Source organism: Streptomyces sp. NPDC052301, assembly GCF_044593395.1.
Classification (GTDB): Bacteria; Actinomycetota; Actinomycetes; order Streptomycetales; family Streptomycetaceae; genus Streptomyces.
In genome coordinates this window covers 58,079-77,388 of the sequence record NZ_JBIUBE010000019.1, presented here as the reverse complement: position 1 = coordinate 77,388, position 19,310 = coordinate 58,079, and the positions used below count along the sequence as shown (strand labels likewise).

At 70.8% G+C, this 19,310-nt stretch carries 22 protein-coding genes and 5 tRNA genes; 8 read left to right on the top strand and 19 right to left on the bottom strand.

The window, feature by feature from the left end; translation table 11 throughout:
• Positions 1-20 precede the first annotated feature (20 nt).
• Positions 21-1,763, bottom strand: coding sequence for a DAK2 domain-containing protein (locus tag ACIHEJ_RS36435; RefSeq protein WP_400142023.1), 1,743 nt, complete (start codon positions 1,761-1,763; stop codon positions 21-23).
• A 258-nt stretch (positions 1,764-2,021) separates the two neighbouring features.
• Between ACIHEJ_RS36435 and rpmB the strand changes: the two genes are divergently transcribed.
• Positions 2,022-2,207, top strand: a complete 186-nt coding sequence (rpmB, locus tag ACIHEJ_RS36430) for a 50S ribosomal protein L28 (RefSeq protein ID WP_003993230.1) — start codon at positions 2,022-2,024, stop codon at positions 2,205-2,207.
• A gap of 160 nt (positions 2,208-2,367) precedes the next feature.
• Here the strand turns inward: rpmB and thiD are convergent, their stop codons facing one another.
• Positions 2,368-3,168: a bifunctional hydroxymethylpyrimidine kinase/phosphomethylpyrimidine kinase gene (gene thiD, locus ACIHEJ_RS36425; protein ID WP_400141954.1), complete on the bottom strand. Its 801-nt coding sequence runs from the start codon at positions 3,166-3,168 to the stop codon at positions 2,368-2,370.
• Positions 3,165-4,130 (bottom strand): thiamine-phosphate kinase, encoded by a 966-nt coding sequence (locus ACIHEJ_RS36420; protein ID WP_400141952.1) that lies wholly within the window; start codon positions 4,128-4,130, stop codon positions 3,165-3,167. The genes thiD and ACIHEJ_RS36420 overlap by 4 nt, the downstream gene beginning before the upstream one ends.
• A 265-nt stretch (positions 4,131-4,395) precedes the next feature.
• Between ACIHEJ_RS36420 and ACIHEJ_RS36415 the strand changes: the two genes are divergently transcribed.
• Together ACIHEJ_RS36415 and ACIHEJ_RS36410 are read left to right on the top strand one after the other, a co-directional pair.
• Positions 4,396-4,629: an Lrp/AsnC family transcriptional regulator gene (locus tag ACIHEJ_RS36415; RefSeq protein ID WP_003997603.1), complete on the top strand. Its 234-nt coding sequence runs from the start codon at positions 4,396-4,398 to the stop codon at positions 4,627-4,629.
• 20 nt (positions 4,630-4,649) lie between these two features.
• Positions 4,650-5,168, top strand: a complete 519-nt coding sequence (locus tag ACIHEJ_RS36410; RefSeq protein WP_400141950.1) for a DUF3515 domain-containing protein — start codon at positions 4,650-4,652, stop codon at positions 5,166-5,168.
• Between the two features lie 10 nt (positions 5,169-5,178).
• Here ACIHEJ_RS36410 and ACIHEJ_RS36405 read toward each other — a convergent pair whose 3' ends face one another.
• From ACIHEJ_RS36405 to ACIHEJ_RS36395, 3 genes are all read right to left on the bottom strand, one after another.
• A complete protein-coding gene (locus tag ACIHEJ_RS36405; RefSeq protein ID WP_400141948.1) occupies positions 5,179-6,336 on the bottom strand; it encodes a D-alanine--D-alanine ligase family protein in 1,158 nt (385 codons plus the stop codon).
• 104 nt (positions 6,337-6,440) lie between these two features.
• Entirely contained in the window at positions 6,441-7,451 is a 1,011-nt protein-coding gene (locus ACIHEJ_RS36400) for an NAD(P)H-dependent glycerol-3-phosphate dehydrogenase (RefSeq protein ID WP_400141946.1), read from the bottom strand.
• A complete protein-coding gene (locus ACIHEJ_RS36395) occupies positions 7,448-8,218 on the bottom strand; it encodes a lysophospholipid acyltransferase family protein (RefSeq protein ID WP_400141944.1) in 771 nt (256 codons plus the stop codon). The genes ACIHEJ_RS36400 and ACIHEJ_RS36395 overlap by 4 nt, the downstream gene beginning before the upstream one ends.
• Positions 8,219-8,372: 154 nt before the next feature.
• Between ACIHEJ_RS36395 and cofC the strand changes: the two genes are divergently transcribed.
• Together cofC and ACIHEJ_RS36385 are read left to right on the top strand one after the other, a co-directional pair.
• Complete coding sequence (gene cofC, locus ACIHEJ_RS36390; protein WP_400141942.1) at positions 8,373-9,011, top strand: 2-phospho-L-lactate guanylyltransferase; 639 nt, start codon at positions 8,373-8,375, stop codon at positions 9,009-9,011.
• Positions 9,012-9,084: 73 nt separating this feature from the next.
• Positions 9,085-9,288, top strand: a complete 204-nt coding sequence (locus ACIHEJ_RS36385) for a hypothetical protein (protein WP_366012015.1) — start codon at positions 9,085-9,087, stop codon at positions 9,286-9,288.
• A gap of 71 nt (positions 9,289-9,359) precedes the next feature.
• On the opposite strand, the gene ACIHEJ_RS36380 is transcribed toward ACIHEJ_RS36385, so the two are convergent.
• From ACIHEJ_RS36380 to leuC, 4 genes are all read right to left on the bottom strand, one after another.
• A complete protein-coding gene (locus ACIHEJ_RS36380; protein ID WP_400141940.1) occupies positions 9,360-10,007 on the bottom strand; it encodes an HU family DNA-binding protein in 648 nt (215 codons plus the stop codon).
• A gap of 136 nt (positions 10,008-10,143) precedes the next feature.
• Entirely contained in the window at positions 10,144-10,374 is a 231-nt protein-coding gene (locus tag ACIHEJ_RS36375) for a hypothetical protein (RefSeq protein ID WP_400141938.1), read from the bottom strand.
• Between the two features lie 273 nt (positions 10,375-10,647).
• Entirely contained in the window at positions 10,648-11,241 is a 594-nt protein-coding gene (gene leuD, locus ACIHEJ_RS36370; protein WP_400141936.1) for a 3-isopropylmalate dehydratase small subunit, read from the bottom strand.
• 5 nt (positions 11,242-11,246) lie between these two features.
• The gene (gene leuC, locus ACIHEJ_RS36365) at positions 11,247-12,671 is read right to left on the bottom strand and encodes a 3-isopropylmalate dehydratase large subunit (RefSeq protein WP_400141934.1); all 1,425 of its coding nucleotides are present in this window, start codon (positions 12,669-12,671) and stop codon (positions 11,247-11,249) included.
• A gap of 206 nt (positions 12,672-12,877) precedes the next feature.
• On the opposite strand from leuC, the gene ndgR reads away from it, so the two are divergent.
• Positions 12,878-13,594, top strand: a complete 717-nt coding sequence (ndgR, locus tag ACIHEJ_RS36360) for an IclR family transcriptional regulator NdgR (RefSeq protein ID WP_009320373.1) — start codon at positions 12,878-12,880, stop codon at positions 13,592-13,594.
• A gap of 396 nt (positions 13,595-13,990) precedes the next feature.
• Here ndgR and ACIHEJ_RS36355 read toward each other — a convergent pair whose 3' ends face one another.
• Positions 13,991-14,488, bottom strand: a complete 498-nt coding sequence (locus tag ACIHEJ_RS36355) for a DUF4188 domain-containing protein (RefSeq protein ID WP_400141932.1) — start codon at positions 14,486-14,488, stop codon at positions 13,991-13,993.
• Between the two features lie 80 nt (positions 14,489-14,568).
• On the opposite strand from ACIHEJ_RS36355, the gene ACIHEJ_RS36350 reads away from it, so the two are divergent.
• Positions 14,569-15,213, top strand: coding sequence for a MerR family transcriptional regulator (locus ACIHEJ_RS36350; protein ID WP_400141930.1), 645 nt, complete (start codon positions 14,569-14,571; stop codon positions 15,211-15,213).
• 50 nt (positions 15,214-15,263) lie between these two features.
• On the opposite strand, the gene ACIHEJ_RS36345 is transcribed toward ACIHEJ_RS36350, so the two are convergent.
• The 6 genes from ACIHEJ_RS36345 to ACIHEJ_RS36320 all read right to left on the bottom strand — a co-directional run bounded on the left by ACIHEJ_RS36345 (position 15,264) and on the right by ACIHEJ_RS36320 (position 16,583).
• Positions 15,264-15,339, bottom strand: a tRNA-Glu gene (locus tag ACIHEJ_RS36345).
• Positions 15,340-15,367: 28 nt separating this feature from the next.
• Positions 15,368-15,439: transfer RNA gene (locus ACIHEJ_RS36340), tRNA-Gln, on the bottom strand.
• A 21-nt stretch (positions 15,440-15,460) separates the two neighbouring features.
• A tRNA-Glu gene (locus tag ACIHEJ_RS36335) sits at positions 15,461-15,533 on the bottom strand.
• Positions 15,534-15,595: 62 nt separating this feature from the next.
• Positions 15,596-15,668, bottom strand: a tRNA-Glu gene (locus tag ACIHEJ_RS36330).
• 21 nt (positions 15,669-15,689) lie between these two features.
• A tRNA-Gln gene (locus tag ACIHEJ_RS36325) sits at positions 15,690-15,761 on the bottom strand.
• A 90-nt stretch (positions 15,762-15,851) separates the two neighbouring features.
• Positions 15,852-16,583 carry an HAD family hydrolase gene (locus tag ACIHEJ_RS36320; protein WP_400141928.1) on the bottom strand — a complete coding sequence of 244 codons (732 nt, stop codon included), beginning with the start codon at positions 16,581-16,583 and terminating at the stop codon, positions 15,852-15,854.
• Between ACIHEJ_RS36320 and ACIHEJ_RS36315 the strand changes: the two genes are divergently transcribed.
• Positions 16,582-16,908, top strand: coding sequence for a hypothetical protein (locus tag ACIHEJ_RS36315; protein WP_400141926.1), 327 nt, complete (start codon positions 16,582-16,584; stop codon positions 16,906-16,908). The two genes, ACIHEJ_RS36320 and ACIHEJ_RS36315, sit on opposite strands and share 2 nt — an antisense overlap.
• A 60-nt stretch (positions 16,909-16,968) precedes the next feature.
• On the opposite strand, the gene gltX is transcribed toward ACIHEJ_RS36315, so the two are convergent.
• Positions 16,969-18,453, bottom strand: coding sequence for a glutamate--tRNA ligase (gene gltX, locus ACIHEJ_RS36310; protein ID WP_400141924.1), 1,485 nt, complete (start codon positions 18,451-18,453; stop codon positions 16,969-16,971).
• Positions 18,446-19,231 (bottom strand): fumarylacetoacetate hydrolase family protein, encoded by a 786-nt coding sequence (locus tag ACIHEJ_RS36305; RefSeq protein ID WP_400141922.1) that lies wholly within the window; start codon positions 19,229-19,231, stop codon positions 18,446-18,448. The genes gltX and ACIHEJ_RS36305 overlap by 8 nt, the downstream gene beginning before the upstream one ends.
• Positions 19,232-19,310 lie beyond the last annotated feature (79 nt).

Here is a 19,310-nt window from a genome sequence, read left to right as displayed (position 1 = left end):
AGGGTCCGCTCCGGGAAGTCCTACTCCACGCCGATGAGCAGCAGCGCCCCTTGCCGGCCGCCCCGGTAGACCACCGTGTCCACGGCGAGGTACGACTCCCGTACGCGTGCCTCCAGGCGATCGGCGACACTCTGCGGTGCCTCCTCGCCGACGACGAGGGTGACCAGCTCGCCACCGGCCTGGAGCATGCGGTCAAGGACGGTCTCGGCGGTGGCGGTGACGTCGCCGCCGATCACCGCCACGTCCCCGTCGATCAGGCCCAGCACGTCCCCGGCCTGGCAGATGCCGGCCGTCGTCCAGGACTGGCGTTCGGCGACGACGACCTCCGCGTACCGGGTGGCGCCCGCCGCCGAGGTCATCTGGACGACGTCCTCGTCGAAGCGGCGCTCCGGCTCGTGCACGGCGAGCGCGGCGATGCCCTGGACCGCCGAGCGGGTCGGGATCAGGGCCACGCGGATGCCCTCGCCGCGGGCCTGCTCGGCCGCCGCCGCGGCCGTGAGACGCAGTTCGGCGTCGTTGGGCAGCAGGACGACCTCGCGCGCGTGGGCGCGACGCAGCGCCTGCACCAGCTCCCCGCTGGCGGGCGGCTCTCCGGGGCGCGCGAGGACGGTGGTCGCGCCCGCCTCGGTGTACAGCCCGGCCAGGCCCTCGCCCGGTACGACGGCGACGACGGCCCGCTGGGCCCGCTCGCGCGGGGGCCGTGCACCACCGGTGTGCACGTCCCCGAGCCCGAAGTGGGTGATCCTGATCCGGTACGGCCGCCCGGCCTCCACGCCCGCTTCCACGGCGGCTCCGGCGTCGTCGACGTGCACATGGACGTTCCACAGCCCGTCGCCGCCCACCACGACCAGGGAGTCCCCGAGGTCGTCGAGCCGCTCCCGGAGCCGCGCCACGGCCGCGTCGTCGGCCTCCAGCAGGTAGATCACCTCGAACGCCGGGCCGGCCGCGCCGGCCCCGTCCGCACACGACCCGGCATCGACGGCCACGCACGCGTGCGCATCGGATGCGGAAACGGACGCCGGGGCGACAGCGACGGAGGAAGCGGCCACGGAGACACTCCCCGAGGCCGCGCCCGAGGCCGTCCCCTCGTACATCCCGCTCTCCCGCACCGCCTCCCCCGTGAACGCCTCCACCAGCGCCCCCAGCACCGCCACCAGTCCCCGCCCGCCCGCGTCGACCACGCCCGCCCGCCCGAGCACGGGCAGCTGGCCCGGAGTCGCCGCCAGGGCCGTCCGTGCCCCCGCGTAGGCGGCCCGCGCGACCGTCCCGCAGTCGCCCTCCGCCCGCGCCGCGGCGTCGGCTGCGGCCGAGGCCACCGTCAGCACCGTGCCCTCCACCGGACGGGCCACGGCCTGCCGGGCGGAGTCGGCGGCCCGGCGCAGCGCCAGCCGCAGCACGGACCCGTCGATGTGGGGCGCGTCCCCACCGTCCGCGAGCACCTGGGCCATCCCGCGCAGCAGCTGGGCGAGGATCGTCCCGGAGTTCCCCCGCGCCCCGATGAGCGCCCCGTGGGCCATGGCGCGGACCGCGTCGGCCGGCGAGGGCTCCTCGGAACCGGTCTCGTACCCGGCGAACACCGCCTCCACGGCCGTCGCCGCCGACTCCAGGGTCAGGTAGAGGTTCGTCCCGGTGTCACCGTCGGCCACCGGATAGACGTTGATCGCGTCGATCTCCTCACGGGCCCGTCCCACCGCCCGGAGCGCCAGACCGCACCAGGTGCGCACCGCGAGAGCATCGAGGAATGTCTGCGGCACCTGCGCCACCTGCGCCTCCCTGAGCTGGCTGAACGTGGGACGCAGCGTAGACCCCGGGACCGTGTGCACCGGAAGAGGGCCGGGAGCGGGGCCCTGAGCTGCCATGGTAATTTCCTTGTACGGACGCAGTCGTTGTATGCTGCTCCGGTTGCCCGATCTGATCGGGCCATTCCCCCTGGCAACGCCACTCAAGATCTCAGTCTTAGGATCTCGATCTCGGCATGCCGGGATCAACCGTAAGTGCATCTGAAGTCTTTGGAGTGACCCGTGGCTGCCAACTGCGACGTCTGCGGCAAGGGGCCGGGCTTCGGCAACAACATCTCGCACTCGCACCGCCGTACGTCCCGCCGCTGGAACCCGAACATCCAGCGTGTGCGTACCGTGGTCGGCGGGACGCCGAAGCGCGTGAACGCTTGCACCTCGTGCATCAAGGCCGGCAAGGTCTCGCGCTGACGCTACAGCTGAGCGCGCGGCCACTGCCTGGTTCGCTGCACTGAGCCGGTCCACCTCACGGTGGACCGGCTTTTTGCCGTACCCGCGACCGCCTCGTACCCGTGATCATCCCGTACCCGTGATCACCCGCCGGGCCGCCCACCGGGCGGCCCGCTCCCCCTCATCCGCGGAAGCGCTGTCCGCGGAAGCGCCACCCGTGGTCGACCGGTCCGATCCCCGCGCCCAGCGCGAACCCGGCGGCGATCGCCCCGGTGACGTACTCCTTGGCCTCCGTGACCGCCTCCGGCACGCTCAGGCCCTTCGCCAGCCCCGACGCGATCGCGGACGCCAGCGTGCAGCCCGTGCCGTGCGTGTGCCGGTTGTCGTGGCGCGGGGCCCGCAGCCAGTGCTCCGCCGAGCCGTCCGTGAGCAGGTCCACCGCGTCGCCGGACAGGTGGCCGCCCTTGATCAGCACCCAGCGCGGCCCGTACGCCAGGACGGCCGCCGCCGCCCGTCGCAGATCGTCCTCCGTCTCGACCCGTACCCCCGTGAGCTGGACCACCTCGTCCAGGTTCGGCGTCGCCACGGTCGCCACCGGCAGCAGCTTGGTGCGGACCGAGTCCAGCGCGGACGCGGCCAGCAGCGAATCGCCGTGCTTGGAGACGCCCACCGGGTCCACCACGGCCGGCACGTCGGTGCCGGAGATCAACTCGGCCACCGTCTCGACCAGTTCGGCCGAGGCCAGCATGCCCGTCTTCACGGCCTGGACGCCGATGTCGTCCACGACACTGCGGTACTGGGCCCGTACCGCCTCCACGGGCAGCTCCCAGGCACCCTGCACCCCCACGGAGTTCTGCGCGGTCACGGCCGTGATCACGCTCATCCCGTGCACGCCGAGCGCCAGCATCGTCTTCAGGTCGGCCTGGATGCCGGCCCCGCCGCCGGAGTCCGAGCCGGCCACGGTCAGCACGCGCGCGATCATGACTCCATGTCTCCGAAGTGGTCCCAGCCGCCCTTGCTGGTCCAGGGCGCCCCGTCGACGGTCACCTGGGGCAGGGCGGAGGGGTTGAGGACCTCGCCGATGACCTTCCAGCGGGCCGGGAGCTTGGCGTCCGGCGGGAAGGTCGCGACGATCGCGTGGTCCTCTCCCCCGGTCAGCACCCACTGCAGCGGATCCACGCCGACGGCCTGCCCGATGTCGTTCATCTGGGTCGGGATGTCGATCGCGCCGGAGCGGATGTCGATGCGGACCTTGCTGGCCTCGGCGATGTGCCCGAGGTCGGCGATCAGTCCGTCGCTCACGTCGCACATCGCGGTCGCGCCGAGCGCGGCGGCGGCCGGGCCCGCGTGGTACGGCGGCTCGGGGCGCCGGTGGGCCTCCACGAAGGCGCGCGGCGAGCGGAAGCCGCGGGAGAGCACCGCGTAACCGGCCGCGGACCAGCCCAGCCAGCCGGTGACGGCCACGAGGTCGCCGGGCTGGGCACCCGCGCGCGTGACGGGCTCCTGGTTGCGCAGATCGCCGAGCGCGGTGATCGACACCATGATCGTGTCGCCGCGTACGACGTCCCCGCCGACCACGGAGGCGCCCGCGACCTGACACTCGTCCCGCAGGCCGTCCATCAGCTCGCTGGGCCAGGTGACCGGCAGTTCGGCCGGGACGACCAGGCCGAGCAGCAGTGCGGTCGGTACGGCGCCCATGGCGGCGATGTCCGCGAGGTTCTGTGCGGCGGCCTTACGGCCGACGTCGTAGGCCGTGGACCAGTCGCGTCTGAAGTGCCGCCCCTCCAGCAGGATGTCGGTGCTCGCCACCACCCGGCGGTCGGGCGCGGCGACCACCGCGGCGTCGTCACCGGGTCCGACCCGGACCGCCGGGGTGGCGGTGAGACGGGAGGTGAGCTCCCTGATGAGCCCGAACTCCCCGAGCTCACCAACAGTGCCCTTCATGTCCCTTGCTCCCCTTCTCTCCCTTGCCGCGCCCACTCGCGCCCCCTCAGTGTCCCCGATACGGTGAGGTGACCGTCGACGCGGTCGGGGTGACCGTCGATCGGCCCGGAAGACGGTCGTACGACCCGGATGACCGTCAACTTCCGTCGTGCCTGCACCCTGGCGCGCAAGCCCGGTTCCCGCAGGTCTCCCCGCGGGGAGCGGCGACGCGATACCGTGGCGTTCCTTTTCCCCACATGATCCTCGTGGCCGCCCTGGAGGTTCCGTGGTACAGGCGTACATCCTGATCCAGACGGAGGTCGGCAAGGCGTCGACCGTCGCCGAGACGATCAGCAAGATCCCTGGAGTGATCCAGGCCGAGGACGTGACGGGACCGTACGACGTCATCGTGCGCGCCCAGGCCGACACGGTCGACGACCTCGGTCGCATGGTGGTTGCGAAGGTCCAGCAAGTGGACGGCATCACGCGCACCCTGACCTGTCCGGTCGTGCATCTGTAGCCCCCGTCTACCCTTGGCCGGTGAACATCTTCCGTCCCCGGCCCCTCGGACTGCTCGCGCCGGCCCTGCTGATCACGGTCGCGGGCTGCTCCACAGCGGACGACGGCGCCACGGTGGCGGTTCCCAGCCCCGACGTGAAGACGACGAAGGTGTGCCGGGAACTGCACCGGGTGTTGCCGCGGAAGCTCGACGGACGGGAGCGTGCCGACCCCGAGCCCCGGTCCGCCTACACGGCGGGCTGGGGAAACCCGGCGATCATACTGCGCTGCGGTGTCGTACGACCGCCCAAGATGGTCGACCCGAAGGTGGCCGAGGGCGACGACCCCGACGCCGTCGCGGGCGGGGTGGACGGCGTCGACTGGCTGATGGAGAAGCAGGCCGACGGCACCTGGCGGTTCACCACCGCGAGCCGCGTGGCCTACGTGCAGGTCAGCCTGCCCCAGGGGATGTCCGCGCAGGAGGAGGGCACCGCGGTGCTCACCGATCTGGCGCCCTCCGTCAAGAAGGCGATCCCCGAGGGGATCGCCTCCATGAGATGAACGTCGTGGCTCAGCGCAGGCCGGTCGGGCGGCGCAGTGCCGCCTGCACCAGCCGGTCGATCAGCTCGGGGTAGCCGACCCCGGTGGCCTGCCACATCGCCGGGTACATCGAGATCGGCGTGAAGCCGGGCAGGGTGTTGATCTCGTTGATGACGAACTCGCCGTCCTCGGTGAGGAAGAAGTCCGCGCGGACCAGGCCCTCGCAGGAGGCCGCCTCGAACGCCTCCACCGCGAGCCGCCGCACCTCGGCGGTCTGCTCCTCGGTGAGCGGGGCCGGGACGATGCCGGGCGTGGAGTCGATGTACTTGGCCTCGAAGTCGTAGTACGCGTGCGTGTCCGGCGGCGGGATCTCGGCCGGGACGGAGGCGCGCGGGCCGTCCTCGAACTCCAGGACGCCGCACTCGATCTCGCGGCCCCGCACGGCCGCCTCGATCAGGATCTTCGGGTCGTGGGACTGCGCCTCGGCGATCGCCTCGTCCAGTCCGGAGAGGTCGTCGACCTTGGTGATGCCGATCGACGAGCCCGCGCGCGCGGGCTTCACGAACAGCGGCCAGCCGTGCTCGCCGGCGAAGTCGATGATCTTCTTGCGGGCGGCGGACTCGTCCTGCTGCCACTCGCGGGGGCGGATCACCACGTACGGGCCGACCTTGAGCCCGAACGAGGTGAAGATCCGCTTCATGTACTCCTTGTCCTGGCCGACGGCCGAGGCGAGCACGCCTGCGCCGACGTACGGCACCCCGGACAGCTCCAGGAGGCCCTGCAGGGTGCCGTCCTCGCCGTAGGGGCCGTGGAGCACCGGGAAGACCACGTCGACCTCGCCGAGCGCCTTGGGCACGGAGCCGGGCTCGCTGTAGACGACCTCGCGGTTGGCGGGGTCGACGGGGAGCACCACGCCGCCCTCGTGCGACTCCGCCAGCTCCTCCACGGTGGGGGTGCGGCGGTCGGTGATGGCCATCCGCTCCGGCTCGTCGGCCGTCAGCGCCCAACGTCCGTCCCGGGTGATGCCGATCGGCAGGACGTCGTACTTCGTCCGGTCGATGGCCTTGAGGACGGCGCCGGCCGTGACCACGGAGATCCCGTGTTCGGAGCTGCGCCCGCCGAACACGACGGCCACGCGCGGCTTGCGCGACGGCTGCTCAGGGCTCTGGGGAAGGTTCTCGGTGCTCATATCGCGTTGAGAGTACCCGTTGGTATCCCCCGAGTCAGCGCCAGCCGGGGCGCCGTGACTCCGTGTCCCTCGGGCGGTCGCTGAGCGTCGCGCCGGCGGTCCGTTCAGCGCCTCTCGGGCTTGGCGCTGCGCGACATCAGCTCCTTGAGGGCGACCACCGGGGGTTTGCCTTCGTGCACGATGTCCACGACCGTCTCGGTGATGGGCATCTCGACGCCGTGCCGACGGGCGAGATCCGCAATGGACTCGCAGGACTTGACGCCCTCGGCGGTCTGCTTGGTGACCGCGATGGTCTCCTGGAGGGTCATGCCCTTGCCGAGGTTGGTGCCGAAGGTGTGGTTGCGGGACAGCGGCGAGGAGCAGGTGGCCACCAGGTCGCCGAGGCCCGCGAGTCCGGAGAAGGTCAGCGGGTCGGCGCCGAGGGCCATCCCGAGCCGGGTGGTCTCGGCGAGTCCGCGCGTGATGAGCGAGCCCTTGGCGTTGTCGCCGAGTCCCATGCCGTCGGCGATGCCGACCGCGAGCCCGATGACGTTCTTCACCGCACCGCCGAGTTCGCAGCCGACCACGTCGGTGTTGGTGTACGGCCGGAAGTACGGCGTGTGGCAGGCGGCCTGGAGGCGCTGGGCGACCTGTTCGTCGGTGCAGGCCACGACGGCCAGGGCGGGCATGCGGGCGGCGATCTCCCGGGCCAGGTTGGGCCCGGTGACGACGGCGATCCGGTCGGTGCCGACCTTGGCGACGTCGTCGATGACCTCGCTCATGCGCATGGCCGAGCCGAGTTCGATGCCCTTCATCAGGGAGACGAGGACGGTGCCCGGCGCGAGCAGCGGGGTCCACTCGGCGAGGTTGGCGCGCAGGGTCTGGGAGGGCACGGCGAGGACGGTGAAGTCGGCGTCCCGCAGGGCCTCGGCCGCGTCCGCGGTGGCGCGCAGGCTCTCGGGAAGTTCCACGCCGGGCAGGTAGTCGGGGTTGGTCCGGGTGGAGTTGACCGCCTCGGCCAGCTCGGGCCGGCGGGCCCACAGGGTCACCTCGCAGCCGGCGTCGGCGAGGACCATGCCGAAGGCGGTGCCCCAGGAGCCGGTGCCCATGACGGCGGCCCGCACAGGCTTGCTCACTTGCTCTGCTCCTCTTCCTGCCGGGCCCGGGCCTGAGCCTGGGTGCGGCGGCGCTGCTCGATCCGCTCGCGGCGCGGGTCGTAGGGCGTGGCGGGCGCCTTCTCGCCGCGGATCTCCTCGAGGAGGCGGGTGATGGCCGCCATGATGACCTCGGTGGCTTCCTTCAGCAGCTCCGGGGTCATTTCCTTGTCGTAGAAGGGCGACAGGTCCACGGGCGGGCCCGCCAGCACGCGGTGGGTCTTGCGCGGGAAGAGGTTCGGCTTCTTGGCGTACGCCGGCAGCAGTTCGTTGGCGCCCCACTGGGCGACCGGGACGACCGGGCACTTGGTCTGCAGGGCCACCCGCGCGGCGCCCGTCTTGCCGGTCATGGGCCAGCCGTTCGGGTCGCGGGTGAGGGTGCCCTCGGGGTAGAAGGCGACGCACTCGCCGCGCTCCACGGCGTCGATCGCGGCGCGGAAGGCGCTGAGCGCGTCGGTGGACTCGCGGTAGACGGGGATCTGCCCGGTGCCGCGCATGGCGGCGCCGACGAATCCCTTCTTGAAAAGGCCGCTCTTCGCCAGGAATCGCGGAACCCGGCCGGTGTTGTACTGATAGTGCGCGTACGCGAAGGGGTCCACGTGGGAATTGTGGTTCACCACGGTGATAAATCCGCCGTCGGCCGGAATGTGCTCCATTCCGCGCCAGTCCCGCTTGATCAGAACCACCAGCGGCGGTTTGCAGATCACCGCGGCGAAGCGGTACCAGAAGCCGATTCTGCGGCGGGGCACAAGGACACCTTCCTCTAGGGGCTGCCACCCCGGCGGGGGCCGGACAAGTGTCGCCCCGGGCCGCCGGTCTGTCGAGGACACCGTACGCCCCGCCGCCCGGCGTGCCGGATGCCGCGGGGGACAATGAGCGCAACGAGAGAGGGACGGTACGCCGGTGCAGTGGACCTTGGTCATCCCGCTGAAGCCTTTGGCGCGGGCCAAGAGCAGGCTCTCGGACACCGCCGCCGACGGAGTGCGGCCGGGGCTGGCGCTGGCGTTCGCACAGGACACGGTGGTCGCGGCGGTGGCGTGTCCGGCGGTGGCGGATGTGGTGGTCGTCACGGACGACGAGCTGGCCGCGCGCGAGCTGGCGGTGCTGGGGGCGCGGATCGTCCCCGACGCCCCGGGGAGGGGTCTGAACGCCGCTCTGCGGCACGGGGTGAGCGTCGTACGGGAAAAACGTCCCGGCATCGCGATCGCGGCCCTCAACGCCGATCTGCCCGCATTGCGGGCGGCGGAGCTGGGTCGCGTACTGGGCGCGGCCGCCGCATTTCCGCGGGCGTTTCTCGCGGACGCGGCGGCGCTCGGTACGACGCTGCTGGCGGCGGCGGGGGGCCACGACCTGGAACCCGCCTTCGGCAGGGACTCCCGTGCCCGGCACCGCGCGTCGGGCGCCGTGGAACTCGGGCTCGCGGACGTGGATTCGGTACGGCAGGACGTCGACACCGGTGAGGACCTGCGCGCGGCGCTGGCCCTGGGGGTGGGCCCGCACACGGCTGCGGTGTCGGCGGGGTTGCTGATCCCGGGGGCCTGAAGGGACGCGGGGCCGTGCCGGTACGGGGTCGTGCCGCGTGGCGCGACCGGCCACGACCAGTAGGCTGGCTGCCATGCAGGCCACCGCATACACGTACGACGTCGAGACCCGCAGCGGACAGGTGTTGCTCGACGACGGCACCCCGGTCCCCTTCGACGCGGCGGCGTTCGACGCGGGCGGGCTGAGGCTGTTGCGTCCCGGACAGCGGGTGCGGATCGAGACCGAGGGGGCCGGGGACGGCCTGCGGATCACCCTCGTAACCCTTCAGACCCTGTAACTCCCCTTACACACGCCGCGGGCCGGGCTCCCGAGGGGAGTCCGGCCCGGCGCGTGGGTGCCCTGCTGGGCTTACGACTGCGCCTTGCGCGCGGTGGTCTTCTTCGCCGTGGTCTTGCGGGCCGTCGACTTCTTGGCCGGGGCCTTCTTGGCGGTGACCTTCTTCGCCGGAGCCTTCTTCGCCGTGGTCTTCTTCGCCGTGGTCTTGGACGCCGCGGCCTTGGCGGTCGCCGTGGTCTTCTTGGCGGGCGCCTTCTTCGCGGTCGTCTTCTTCGCGGTGGCCGTCGTCTTCTTCGCCGGCGCCGCCTTCTTCGCCGTGGTCTTCTTCGCGGCGGCCTTGGTGGTCTTCTTCGCGGCGGCCTTCTTGACCGTCGCCGCGGCGCCGCCGGTCAGGCTGCCCTTGGGCGCCTTCTTGACCGAGACCTCGCCGCCACGGGGCAGCTTCTTCGAGCCGCTCACCAGGTCCTTGAAGCCCTGACCGGCGCGGAAGCGCGGCACGGAGGTCTTCTTGACCCGAACCCGCTCGCCCGTCTGGGGGTTACGGGCGTAGCGAGCGGGGCGGTCCACCTTCTCGAAGGACCCGAAGCCGGTGACCGAGACCCGCTCGCCCGCGACGACCGCGCGGACGATGGCGTCCAGGACATGATCGACAGCCTCGGCGGCCTGCTGGCGGCCACCGACCTTCTCGGCAATCGCTTCTACGAGCTGCGCCTTGTTCACGTCTTCCCCTTCGGAGACATCGCCAGAACGAAAGTGTTCAAGCTTTTTCGCACGTTAGGCAGATATATACCGCAAATCAAACACGAAACGGGCTTATCACCCTTGTGCCGCAGCCGACTCGGTGGTCTCGGGCTGTTCAGCGGTCCTCGTCGGGGATCCGACCCTCGTCCAGGTCCGCGTTGAACCGCTCGAGCCGCCTTGCCGCAGCGGCGAGATCGTGCTTGGCCGCGGCCGTAATGACCAGCAGCTTCCGGGTCAGCGCCATCCGTACGCCCTCCGGGACTTGCAGTGCGCGCACTCTTGCGTGCGCTTCCTTCAGTTGGTTCGCGACCGCCGTATAGAGCTGGAGTTGGCCGTCGGGTTCCATGCACAGATTGTGCCATCTGGGGCGAGTTGTCGCCTGCGCAGGGGGTAACTGCCGCCTCAAATGGCCTTCCAGGCACTTGCGGTGGGCGCGATCACAGCACTCACGTACCCGTGCAACACCCTTCCTAACGTGGGAAGTTGAGGCGAGAGTAAGAGGTGGGCGGGGCCGTTCGGGTGCAGACACGGCTGTACCCCCGATCGTGGCGATCGGGGGTACAGAGGGGATGTTGGGTGGCCGAATCTCGACCTGTCCGGGCCTTCGCGGCCCAGTGGATCAGCTCTGCAGCGTCCGCGGCTTGTAGGACGGCCGCTCGGCCTCGTAGGCGGCGATGTCGGCCTCGTTCTGCAGCGTGATGGAGATGTCGTCCAGGCCGTTCAGCAGCCGCCAGCGGGAGTTCTCGTCCAGCTCGAAGGAGGCGGTGATGCCCTCCGCGCGCACCTCACGCGCCTCAAGGTCAACAGTGACCTCGGCCGTGGGGTCCGCTTCCGTGAGCTCCCACAGCGCGTCGACGATCTTCTGGTCCAGGACCACCGTGAGCAGGCCGTTCTTCAGCGAGTTGCCCCGGAAGATGTCGGCGAAGCGCGAGGAGATCACGGTCTTGAAGCCGTAGTTCTGCAGCGCCCAGACGGCGTGCTCGCGGGAGGAGCCGGTGCCGAAGTCGGGGCCGGCGACCAGGACCGTGGCGCCCTGCCGCTCGGGGCGGTTGAGGACGAACCCGGGGTCCTTGCGCCAGGCCTCGAACAGACCGTCCTCGAACCCGTCCCGGGTGACCTTCTTGAGCCAGTGAGCAGGGATGATCTGGTCGGTGTCGACGTTGCTGCGGCGCAGCGGGACGGCCCGGCCGGTGTGGGTGGTGAAGGCTTCCATGGTTCTCAGACTCCAGCGGGCGCGGGGGCGTCGGACAGATCGGCGGGCGAGGCCAGGTGGCCGAGGACGGCGGTGGCCGCCGCGACCTGCGGCGACACCAGGTGGGTACGACCGCCCTTGCCCTGCCGGCCCTCGAAGTTGCGGTTCGAGGTGGAGGCGGAGCGCTCACCCGGGGCCAGCTGGTCGGGGTTCATGCCGAGGCACATCGAGCAGCCCGCGTGCCGCCATTCGGCGCCGGCCTCCTTGAAGACCACGTCCAGGCCCTCGGAGACGGCCTGCAGACCGACCCGCACGGAGCCCGGGACGACCAGCATCCGTACGCCGTCGGCGACTTTGCGGCCCCGCAGCAGGTCCGCGGCGGCGCGCAGGTCCTCGATGCGGCCGTTGGTGCAGGAGCCTACGAAGACGGTGTCCACGTCGATGGAGCGCAGCGGCTGGCCGGCCTCCAACCCCATGTACTCCAGGGCCTTTTCGGCGGCCAGGCGCTCCGAAGCGTCCTCGTACGAAGCCGGGTCGGGGACGGACGCCGAAAGGGGCGCGCCCTGGCCCGGGTTGGTGCCCCAGGTGACGAACGGGGACAGCTCGTCGGCGCGGATGACGACCTCGGCGTCGAAGACGGCGTCCTCGTCGGTCTTCAGGGTCTTCCAGTACGCGACGGCCGCGTCCCAGTCGGCGCCCTCGGGGGCGTGCGGGCGGCCCTTCAGGTACGCGAAGGTGGTCTCGTCGGGGGCGATCATGCCCGCGCGGGCGCCGGCCTCGATCGACATGTTGCAGATGGTCATCCGGGCCTCCATCGAGAGCTTCTCGATGGCGGAGCCGCGGTACTCCAGGACGTAGCCCTGGCCGCCGCCCGTACCGATCCTGGCGATGATCGCCAGGATCAGGTCCTTGGCGGTGACGCCCTCGGGCAGCTCACCGTCGACGGTGATCGCCATGGTCTTCGGGCGGGCCATGGGCAGCGTCTGGGTGGCCAGCACGTGCTCGACCTGGGAGGTGCCGATGCCGAACGCGAGCGCACCGAAGGCACCGTGCGTGGAGGTGTGGGAGTCACCACAGACGACCGTCGTACCCGGCTGGGTCAGGCCCAGCTGCGGGCCGACCACGTGCACGACACCCTGCTCGACGTCGCCCAGCGGGTGCAGGCGCACCCCGAACTCGGCGCAGTTCTTGCGCAGCGTCTCCAGCTGGACGCGGGAGACCGGGTCGGCGATGGGCTTGTCGATGTCGAGGGTCGGGGTGTTGTGGTCCTCGGTCGCGATGGTGAGGTCGAGGCGGCGCACCTGGCGGCCGTTCTTGCGCAGCCCGTCGAAGGCCTGCGGGCTGGTCACCTCGTGCAGCAGGTGCAGATCGATGAAGAGGAGGTCGGGCTCGCCCTCGGCGCGCCGGACGACGTGGTCGTCCCAGACCTTCTCCGCGAGTGTCCTACCCATCGCTTTCCCTCCGGCCGGCAAGCGTGCACCGGCCCAACTAGAGATCTTGAGGAAGCGGCGCCCACGCCCCTGCCGCCGGGATACCGGTGATTTCGGGCGCCTACCGCCAGGCCCGTTGGTCCGCGGGCCGCTGTGTGATTCCAGGGTGGCGCGTTCCACGGAAAATTGAACTTGCGTTTCACAGAGTGAGACGCGAGTATCGTTGCATGGACAACAGTAGCGGCGTCGGCGTTCTGGACAAGGCGGCCCTCGTCCTGAGCGCTCTGGAGTCCGGTCCGGCCACCCTCGCGGGTCTGGTCGGAGCCACCGGACTGGCACGACCCACGGCTCACCGCCTGGCCGTGGCTTTGGAACACCACCGCATGGTCGCGCGTGACATGCAGGGCCGGTTCATCCTCGGACCGCGCCTCGCGGAGCTGGCCGCCGCGGCCGGCGAGGACCGCCTGCTCGCCACGGCGGGCCCCGTGCTCACCCACCTCCGTGATGTCACCGGCGAGAGCGCGCAGCTCTACCGACGCCAGGGTGACATGCGGATCTGTGTGGCCGCGGCGGAGCGCCTGTCCGGCCTGCGGGACACGGTCCCGGTGGGCTCCACGCTGACCATGAAGGCCGGCTCCTCGGCGCAGATCCTGATGGCGTGGGAGGAGCCCGAGCGGCTGCACCGCGGCCTGCAGGGTGCCCGCTTCACGGCGACGGCCCTGTCGGGCGTACGACGGCGCGGCTGGGCCCAGTCCATCGGCGAGCGCGAGCCGGGCGTGGCGTCCGTCTCCGCGCCCGTGCGCGGCCCTTCCAACCGTGTGGTGGCCGCCGTCTCGGTCTCCGGACCCATCGAGCGCCTGACCCGCCACCCGGGCCGTATGCACGCCCAGGCGGTCATCGACGCGGCGGCTCGCCTCTCGGAGGCCCTGCGCCGCTCGGGCTGACACCGCAGCGAAGCCCCGCCTCGCGAAGGACCCGCCTCAACGCCGCGGCAGGTGCCTCAGGGGGCGGGGCAGCCGGCCTTCCGGGGGGAGACGAGGGAGCCGCGCGAACTGCCGGCCGACCGGACGGACCACGACGCGGCGGGCTTCCGGCTCGGCGTCCACCTCGCCGTCTTCCCGCCCGAGCGGACCTTGTCCTCGGTGAAGCGCATGTGCTGGATGTCCGGCCGCCGGCTCGGCGAGATGCCGGTCGACATGCCCGACCGCACGACGGACGCCGGCGTCCTGCTGAACGCCGACGTCCTGCTGAAGGACGCCGACGCACCGGCCCGCACGTGGAGTCCCGCGGGACCCGGCCCCGGTCCTCACGCGCACCGGCATCGAGGCCCGCGACGGGGGCTAGGCGCTCAGCCCCTCCCCCGACCTGTGGGCGAACCGGTCCTTGGCATACCGGCCCCGCCTCTCCAGCGGCACCTGGCCGTGGGCGGCGGCGAGACCGAACGCCGGCATGTCCCCGTAGATCGCCTCGTACGACCCCTCGGGCACGACGTACGTCTCGTGCCAGATCCCGACCTGCCCGCGCAGCCTGCCGGTGCGCTCCTTGCGGTTGATCACGGCCCACGCCTTGTGGTGGAACGCGTCCGGCGCGGTCGCGTAGGCGTAGAGCTTCTCCTTGGACTCCCAGTACTGCACCACGTAGTACGTGCGCGGCGACGCCGTCAGCAGCACCTTGGCGCGCAGCCCCCGCCCCGGGTCCCTCTGCAGTTCCCGGAGCATGCGGACCATCGCGAGCATGACCGGCAGCCACAGGTGCACCGCCCAGAAGCGGTTGATGCGCATGCCGATCAGCAGGACGACGACCTCGCCCCGCGCATCGGCGGTCGTACGGGACACCATGAGTTCCCCCTCATCGGCGAGCGGCGCTATCCAATGACCTCTGCTTGGATAGTGCCGTTATCCGACAAGGAGCGCAAGAGATGCGGCTGGCCGAGCTGAGCGAGCGCAGTGGGGTGTCCACCGCGACGATCAAGTACTACCTGCGCCAGGGTCTGTTGCCGCCGGGCCGCCAGATCAACGCCACGACGGCCGAGTACGACGAGGAGCATCTGCGCCGGCTGCGGCTGGTGAGGGCGATGATCCAGGTGGGCCGGGTGCCGGTGGCGAAGGTGCGCGAGGTGCTCGGGCATGTGGACGACGACTCCCTGGGCCGCTCCGTCCGCCTGGGCGCGGCGCTGTGGGCGCTGCCGCAGGTGCCGGAGCCGGACGAGGACGACGAGTGCGTGCAGGCCGCGCACCGGGAGGTGGCCGCGCTCCTGGACCGGCTCGGCTGGCGGAACGCCGAGCGGCTCACGTCCCTCTCCCCCGCCTACCGCTCACTGGTGGTCGCGGTGGCCGCGTTCCGCCGGCTCGGCTACGACTGGGGGGTCGAACAGCTCGCACCGTACGCCGAGTTGATGCACCGGACAGCCGTACTCGATCTGGACAACATGGAGACGCACCCGTCGGAGCCGGAGCGCATCGAGTTCGCGGTCCTGGGGGCGATTCTCAACGAGCCGTTGCTGCAGGCGCTGCACCGGCTGGCCCAGGAGGAGGAGACGACCCGGCGGTACGGCCTCGAGTAGCCGGCGCCGGGCACGACGAAGGCCCTCCGCCGAAGCGAAGGGCCTTCCTGTGGTACCCCCGACCGGATTCGAACCGGCGCTACCGCCTTGAGAGGGCGGCGTGCTAGGCCGCTACACAACGGGGGCATGGACACTGCGTTTCCGCAGGTCCGAGCTGGTCTACCTGGACTCGAACCAAGACTAACTGAACCAGAATCAGTCGTGCTGCCAATTACACCATAGACCAATGATGGTTTAGACCAGTCAGTACCCCCGACCGGATTCGAACCGGCGCTACCGCCTTGAGAGGGCGGCGTGCTAGGCCGCTACACAACGGGGGCCCTAGCGATCCTGCATCGACAACGGTGGGAGCTACCCTGGCCGTCCTCGCGGGAAGGATCAGTACCCCCGACCGGATTCGAACCGGCGCTACTGCCTTGAGAGGGCAGCGTGCTAGGCCGCTACACAACGGGGGCTTTGCAGATAAGCTCTGCGAGCTGGCCTACCTGGACTCGAACCAAGACTAACTGAACCAGAATCAGTCGTGCTGCCAATTACACCATAGGCCACTGGAACTCAAGCCCCTGCGGGGTTCTCGTTCTAGCTTGCTCCTCGGGGCTCCGGCCTTTCGGCCCGCTCCCCTCGGCGCAGGAAGAACATTACCCGAAGGTGGACGGGGCTCCAAAACGGGTATGCGCGCGGACGAGCGCGGGGAGTTCGGCGAGGGTCGAGATCCGGTGCGCGACGACCTCGCCGGCGGCCTGTGCGCACGCCGTCCCGCGGTCGATCCACACGGACAGCAGGCCGGCCTCGGCGGCGCCCCGCCCGTCGATCTCCGGGTGATCGCCGACGTACGCCACCTCGCGCGGAGGCAGCCCCAGCGCCTCGCAGGCCGCCAGGAAGGCGCCGGGGTCCGGCTTGGAGACGCCCAGCTCGGCGGCGCACAGCACGGCCTCGAAGCGGTCGAGGAGGCCCAGGGTGCGCAGCTTGTGCTCCTGGACGGTGATGCTGGAGTTGGACAGCACCGCGTGCCGGTAGCCGGCGGAGAGGGCCTCCAGGGCGGGCAGGACGTCCGGGAAGACGCTCCAGGCGGCCTCGTAGTGCCCGATATACCGCTGGAACCAGGCGTCGCACTCGGCGTCGGTCAGAACCGTGTCGAGGAACACACGCACGCGGTCGCGCCGCTGGTCCCGGAAGGAGCACTCCCCCGCCGCGTACCGCGCCCACTGCCGGTCGGTGATCTCGCGCCACCGCAGGAGGGCCTCCTCGGGCGTCGCGTACCCGGCGAGCAGCCCTTCCACCGCCAGATGCGCCCGCATGCCCTCACGGTCCGCAGTCGTGTAATCGAACAGGGTGTCGTCCACGTCCCAGACCACGGCTCTGATCGTCATGACACCGACGGTACCGCCGAACGGCTGGCAGCCTGGTCCGCATGAGCGAGTACCGCGTCCAGTTCCCGTCGAAGCCCGCGCGACGTTCGACGCCCTGCCCGCAGAGCGCCGAGCGCAGTTGGACAGGGCCGTACGGATACTGGCGCGCGACCCGTTCCGGAAGACATCGACCGCGCAGCTGGGCCCTGACGAGCACCTGCGCAAGGCGTACGTGGCCCCGGGCGTCATGCTGAAGTCCGTGGTGGCCGGCGCGATCATGGTCGTCGTCGTGCTGGAGATCTTCGACGAGAGCGCCTATCTGATCGACGAAGCCGACGCCCAGTGATCGACGCGAAAGGGGCGGCGCCCGGAACACTCCGGATGCCGCCCCTGACGCATGTGCCGGCTAGGCGCTCAGCTTCGCCAGCGCCGCGTCGATGCGGGCCAGCGTCTTCTCCTTGCCCAGGACTTCGAGGGACTCGAAGAGCGGAAGGCCGACCGTGCGGCCGGTGACGGCGACGCGGACCGGGGCCTGGGCCTTGCCCAGCTTGAGACCGTGGGCCTCACCGGCGGCCAGGACGGCCTCCTTCAGGGACTCGGCGGAGGTCCAGTCGGCCGACTCCAGCTTCTCGCGGGCCGTGCGCAGGAGGGCGTCGCTGCCTTCCTTCATCGCCTTGGTCCAGCTGGCCTCGTCGAAGACCGGCTCCGCCAGGAACAGGAAGTCGACGTTGTCGGTGATCTCGGAGAGCACCTTCAGGCGGGTCTGGGCGTGCGGGGCGATCGCCTCCCACTTGGCCGCGTCGAAGTCCTCCGGCGCCCAGGGGGCGAACGGGGCCTTCAGCCAGGGCGCGCAGCGCTCGGTGAACTCCTTCACATCCAGCATGCGGATGTGGTCGCCGTTGATCGCCTCGCACTTCTTCAGGTCGAAGCGCGCCGGGTTGGGGTTCACGTCGGAGATGTCGAACGCGGCGACCATCTCGTCGATCGTGAAGATGTCCTGGTCGGCCGAGAGCGACCAGCCCAGCAGCGACAGGTAGTTGAGCAGGCCCTCGGGCAGGAAGCCCCGCTCGCGGTAGAGGTTCAGCGAGGACTGCGGGTCACGCTTGGACAGCTTCTTGTTGCCCTCGCCCATGACATAGGGGAGGTGACCGAAGTGCGGGGTCCGCTTGGCGATGCCCAGCTCGGTCAGCGCCTTGTACAGGGCGATCTGGCGCGGGGTGGAGGAGAGCAGGTCCTCGCCGCGCAGGACGTGGGTGATCTCCATCAGGGCGTCGTCGACCGGGTTGACCAGCGTGTACAGCGGGGCGCCGTTCGCGCGGACGATGCCGTAGTCCGGCACGTTCTCCGGGGTGAAGGTCAGTTCGCCGCGGACCAGGTCGGTGAAGGTGATCGTCTCGTCCGGCATGCGGAAGCGGACGATCGGGGTGCGGCCCTGGGCCTGGTAGTCCTCGACCTGCGCCTCGGTCAGCTCGCGGCAGTGGCCGTCGTAGCCGGAGGGCCTGCCGGCGGCGCGGGCGGCCTCGCGGCGGGTGTCCAGCTCCTCCTGCGAGCAGTAGCAGCGGTAGGCGTACCCGCCGTCCAGGAGCTTCTGGGCGACGTCGGCGTAGATGTCCATGCGCTGCGACTGGCGGTACGGCGCGTGCGGGCCGCCGACCTCGGGGCCCTCGTCCCAGTCGAAGCCGAGCCAGCGCATCGCGTCGAGCAGCTGGTTATACGACTCCTCCGAGTCGCGGGCCGCGTCGGTGTCCTCGATGCGGAAGACCAGCGTGCCCTGGTGGTGGCGGGCGAACGCCCAGTTGAACAGGGCGGTGCGGACCAGGCCCACGTGCGGGTTACCGGTGGGCGAGGGACAGAAACGGACGCGTACGGGGGAGCCGGGTGCGCTAGCCACGCTTGACAACCTTGTTGGTGAGAGTGCCGATGCCTTCGATGGTGACGGCGACCTCGTCGCCGACGTTCAGGGGGCCGACCCCCGCGGGGGTGCCGGTGAGGATGACGTCGCCGGGGAGCAGGGTCATGGCCTCGGAGATGTTGACGATCAGATCCTCGATGGAGTGGATCATCTCGCTCGTGCGGCCCAGCTGGCGCTGCTGCCCGTTGACCGTGAGCTGGACGGTGAGGTCGTTCGCGCGCTCGAGGTCCAGGTCCGTCTCCACCCAGGGGCCGAGCGGGCAGGAGGTGTCGAAGCCCTTGGCCCGGGCCCACTGCTTCTCGCGCTTCTGCACGTCGCGGGCGGTGACGTCGTTGGCGCAGGTGTAGCCGAAGATCACGTCCTTGACGCGCTCGCGCGGCACCTCGCGGCACATGCGGCCGATGACGACGGCCAGCTCGGCCTCGTGGTGCAGTTCCTCGGAGAACGGCGGGTACTGGATGTCGTCGCCGGGGCCGATCACCGAGGTGGAGGGCTTGAAGAAGGCGAAGGGGGCGTCCGGGACCTCGTTGCCCAGTTCGCGCGCGTGCTCGGCGTAGTTGCGGCCGAACGCCACGACCTTGTTGGGGAGGACCGGCGGGAGCAGCCTGACCTTGCTCAGCGGCACCTTCGTACCGGACAGCTCGTGGTCCGCGAAGGGGATGCCCTTGATGATGTCGAGGACGAGTTCGTCCTGCTTGTCGCCCTCGACCGCGCCGAAGGCGACGTTCCCGTCGATGGAGAACCTGGCGATGCGCACGGGATCCTTGCGCCCCTCAACTAGAACCGGCGTACTGACGCCCCAGGTTAACCGGTCGGGCGCCCCGCCGTTCGGCCGG

Excerpts from the sequence above, each read along its gene's own strand:
- thiD (WP_400141954.1), bottom strand. The coding sequence starts at position 3,168 with ATGATCGCGCGCGTGCTGACCGTGGCCGGCTCGGACTCCGGCGGCGGG.
- ACIHEJ_RS36420 (WP_400141952.1), bottom strand. The coding sequence starts at position 4,130 with ATGAAGGGCACTGTTGGTGAGCTCGGGGAGTTCGGGCTCATCAGGGAG.
- ACIHEJ_RS36405 (WP_400141948.1), bottom strand. The coding sequence starts at position 6,336 with ATGAGCACCGAGAACCTTCCCCAGAGCCCTGAGCAGCCGTCGCGCAAG.
- ACIHEJ_RS36385 (WP_366012015.1), top strand. The coding sequence starts at position 9,085 with ATGCAGGCCACCGCATACACGTACGACGTCGAGACCCGCAGCGGACAG.
- ACIHEJ_RS36375 (WP_400141938.1), bottom strand. The coding sequence starts at position 10,374 with ATGGAACCCGACGGCCAACTCCAGCTCTATACGGCGGTCGCGAACCAA.
- leuD (WP_400141936.1), bottom strand. The coding sequence starts at position 11,241 with ATGGAAGCCTTCACCACCCACACCGGCCGGGCCGTCCCGCTGCGCCGC.
- leuC (WP_400141934.1), bottom strand. The coding sequence starts at position 12,671 with ATGGGTAGGACACTCGCGGAGAAGGTCTGGGACGACCACGTCGTCCGG.
- ndgR (WP_009320373.1), top strand. The coding sequence starts at position 12,878 with ATGGACAACAGTAGCGGCGTCGGCGTTCTGGACAAGGCGGCCCTCGTC.
- ACIHEJ_RS36355 (WP_400141932.1), bottom strand. The coding sequence starts at position 14,488 with ATGGTGTCCCGTACGACCGCCGATGCGCGGGGCGAGGTCGTCGTCCTG.
- ACIHEJ_RS36350 (WP_400141930.1), top strand. The coding sequence starts at position 14,569 with ATGCGGCTGGCCGAGCTGAGCGAGCGCAGTGGGGTGTCCACCGCGACG.
- ACIHEJ_RS36315 (WP_400141926.1), top strand. The coding sequence starts at position 16,582 with ATGACACCGACGGTACCGCCGAACGGCTGGCAGCCTGGTCCGCATGAG.
- ACIHEJ_RS36320 (WP_400141928.1), bottom strand. The coding sequence starts at position 16,583 with ATGACGATCAGAGCCGTGGTCTGGGACGTGGACGACACCCTGTTCGAT.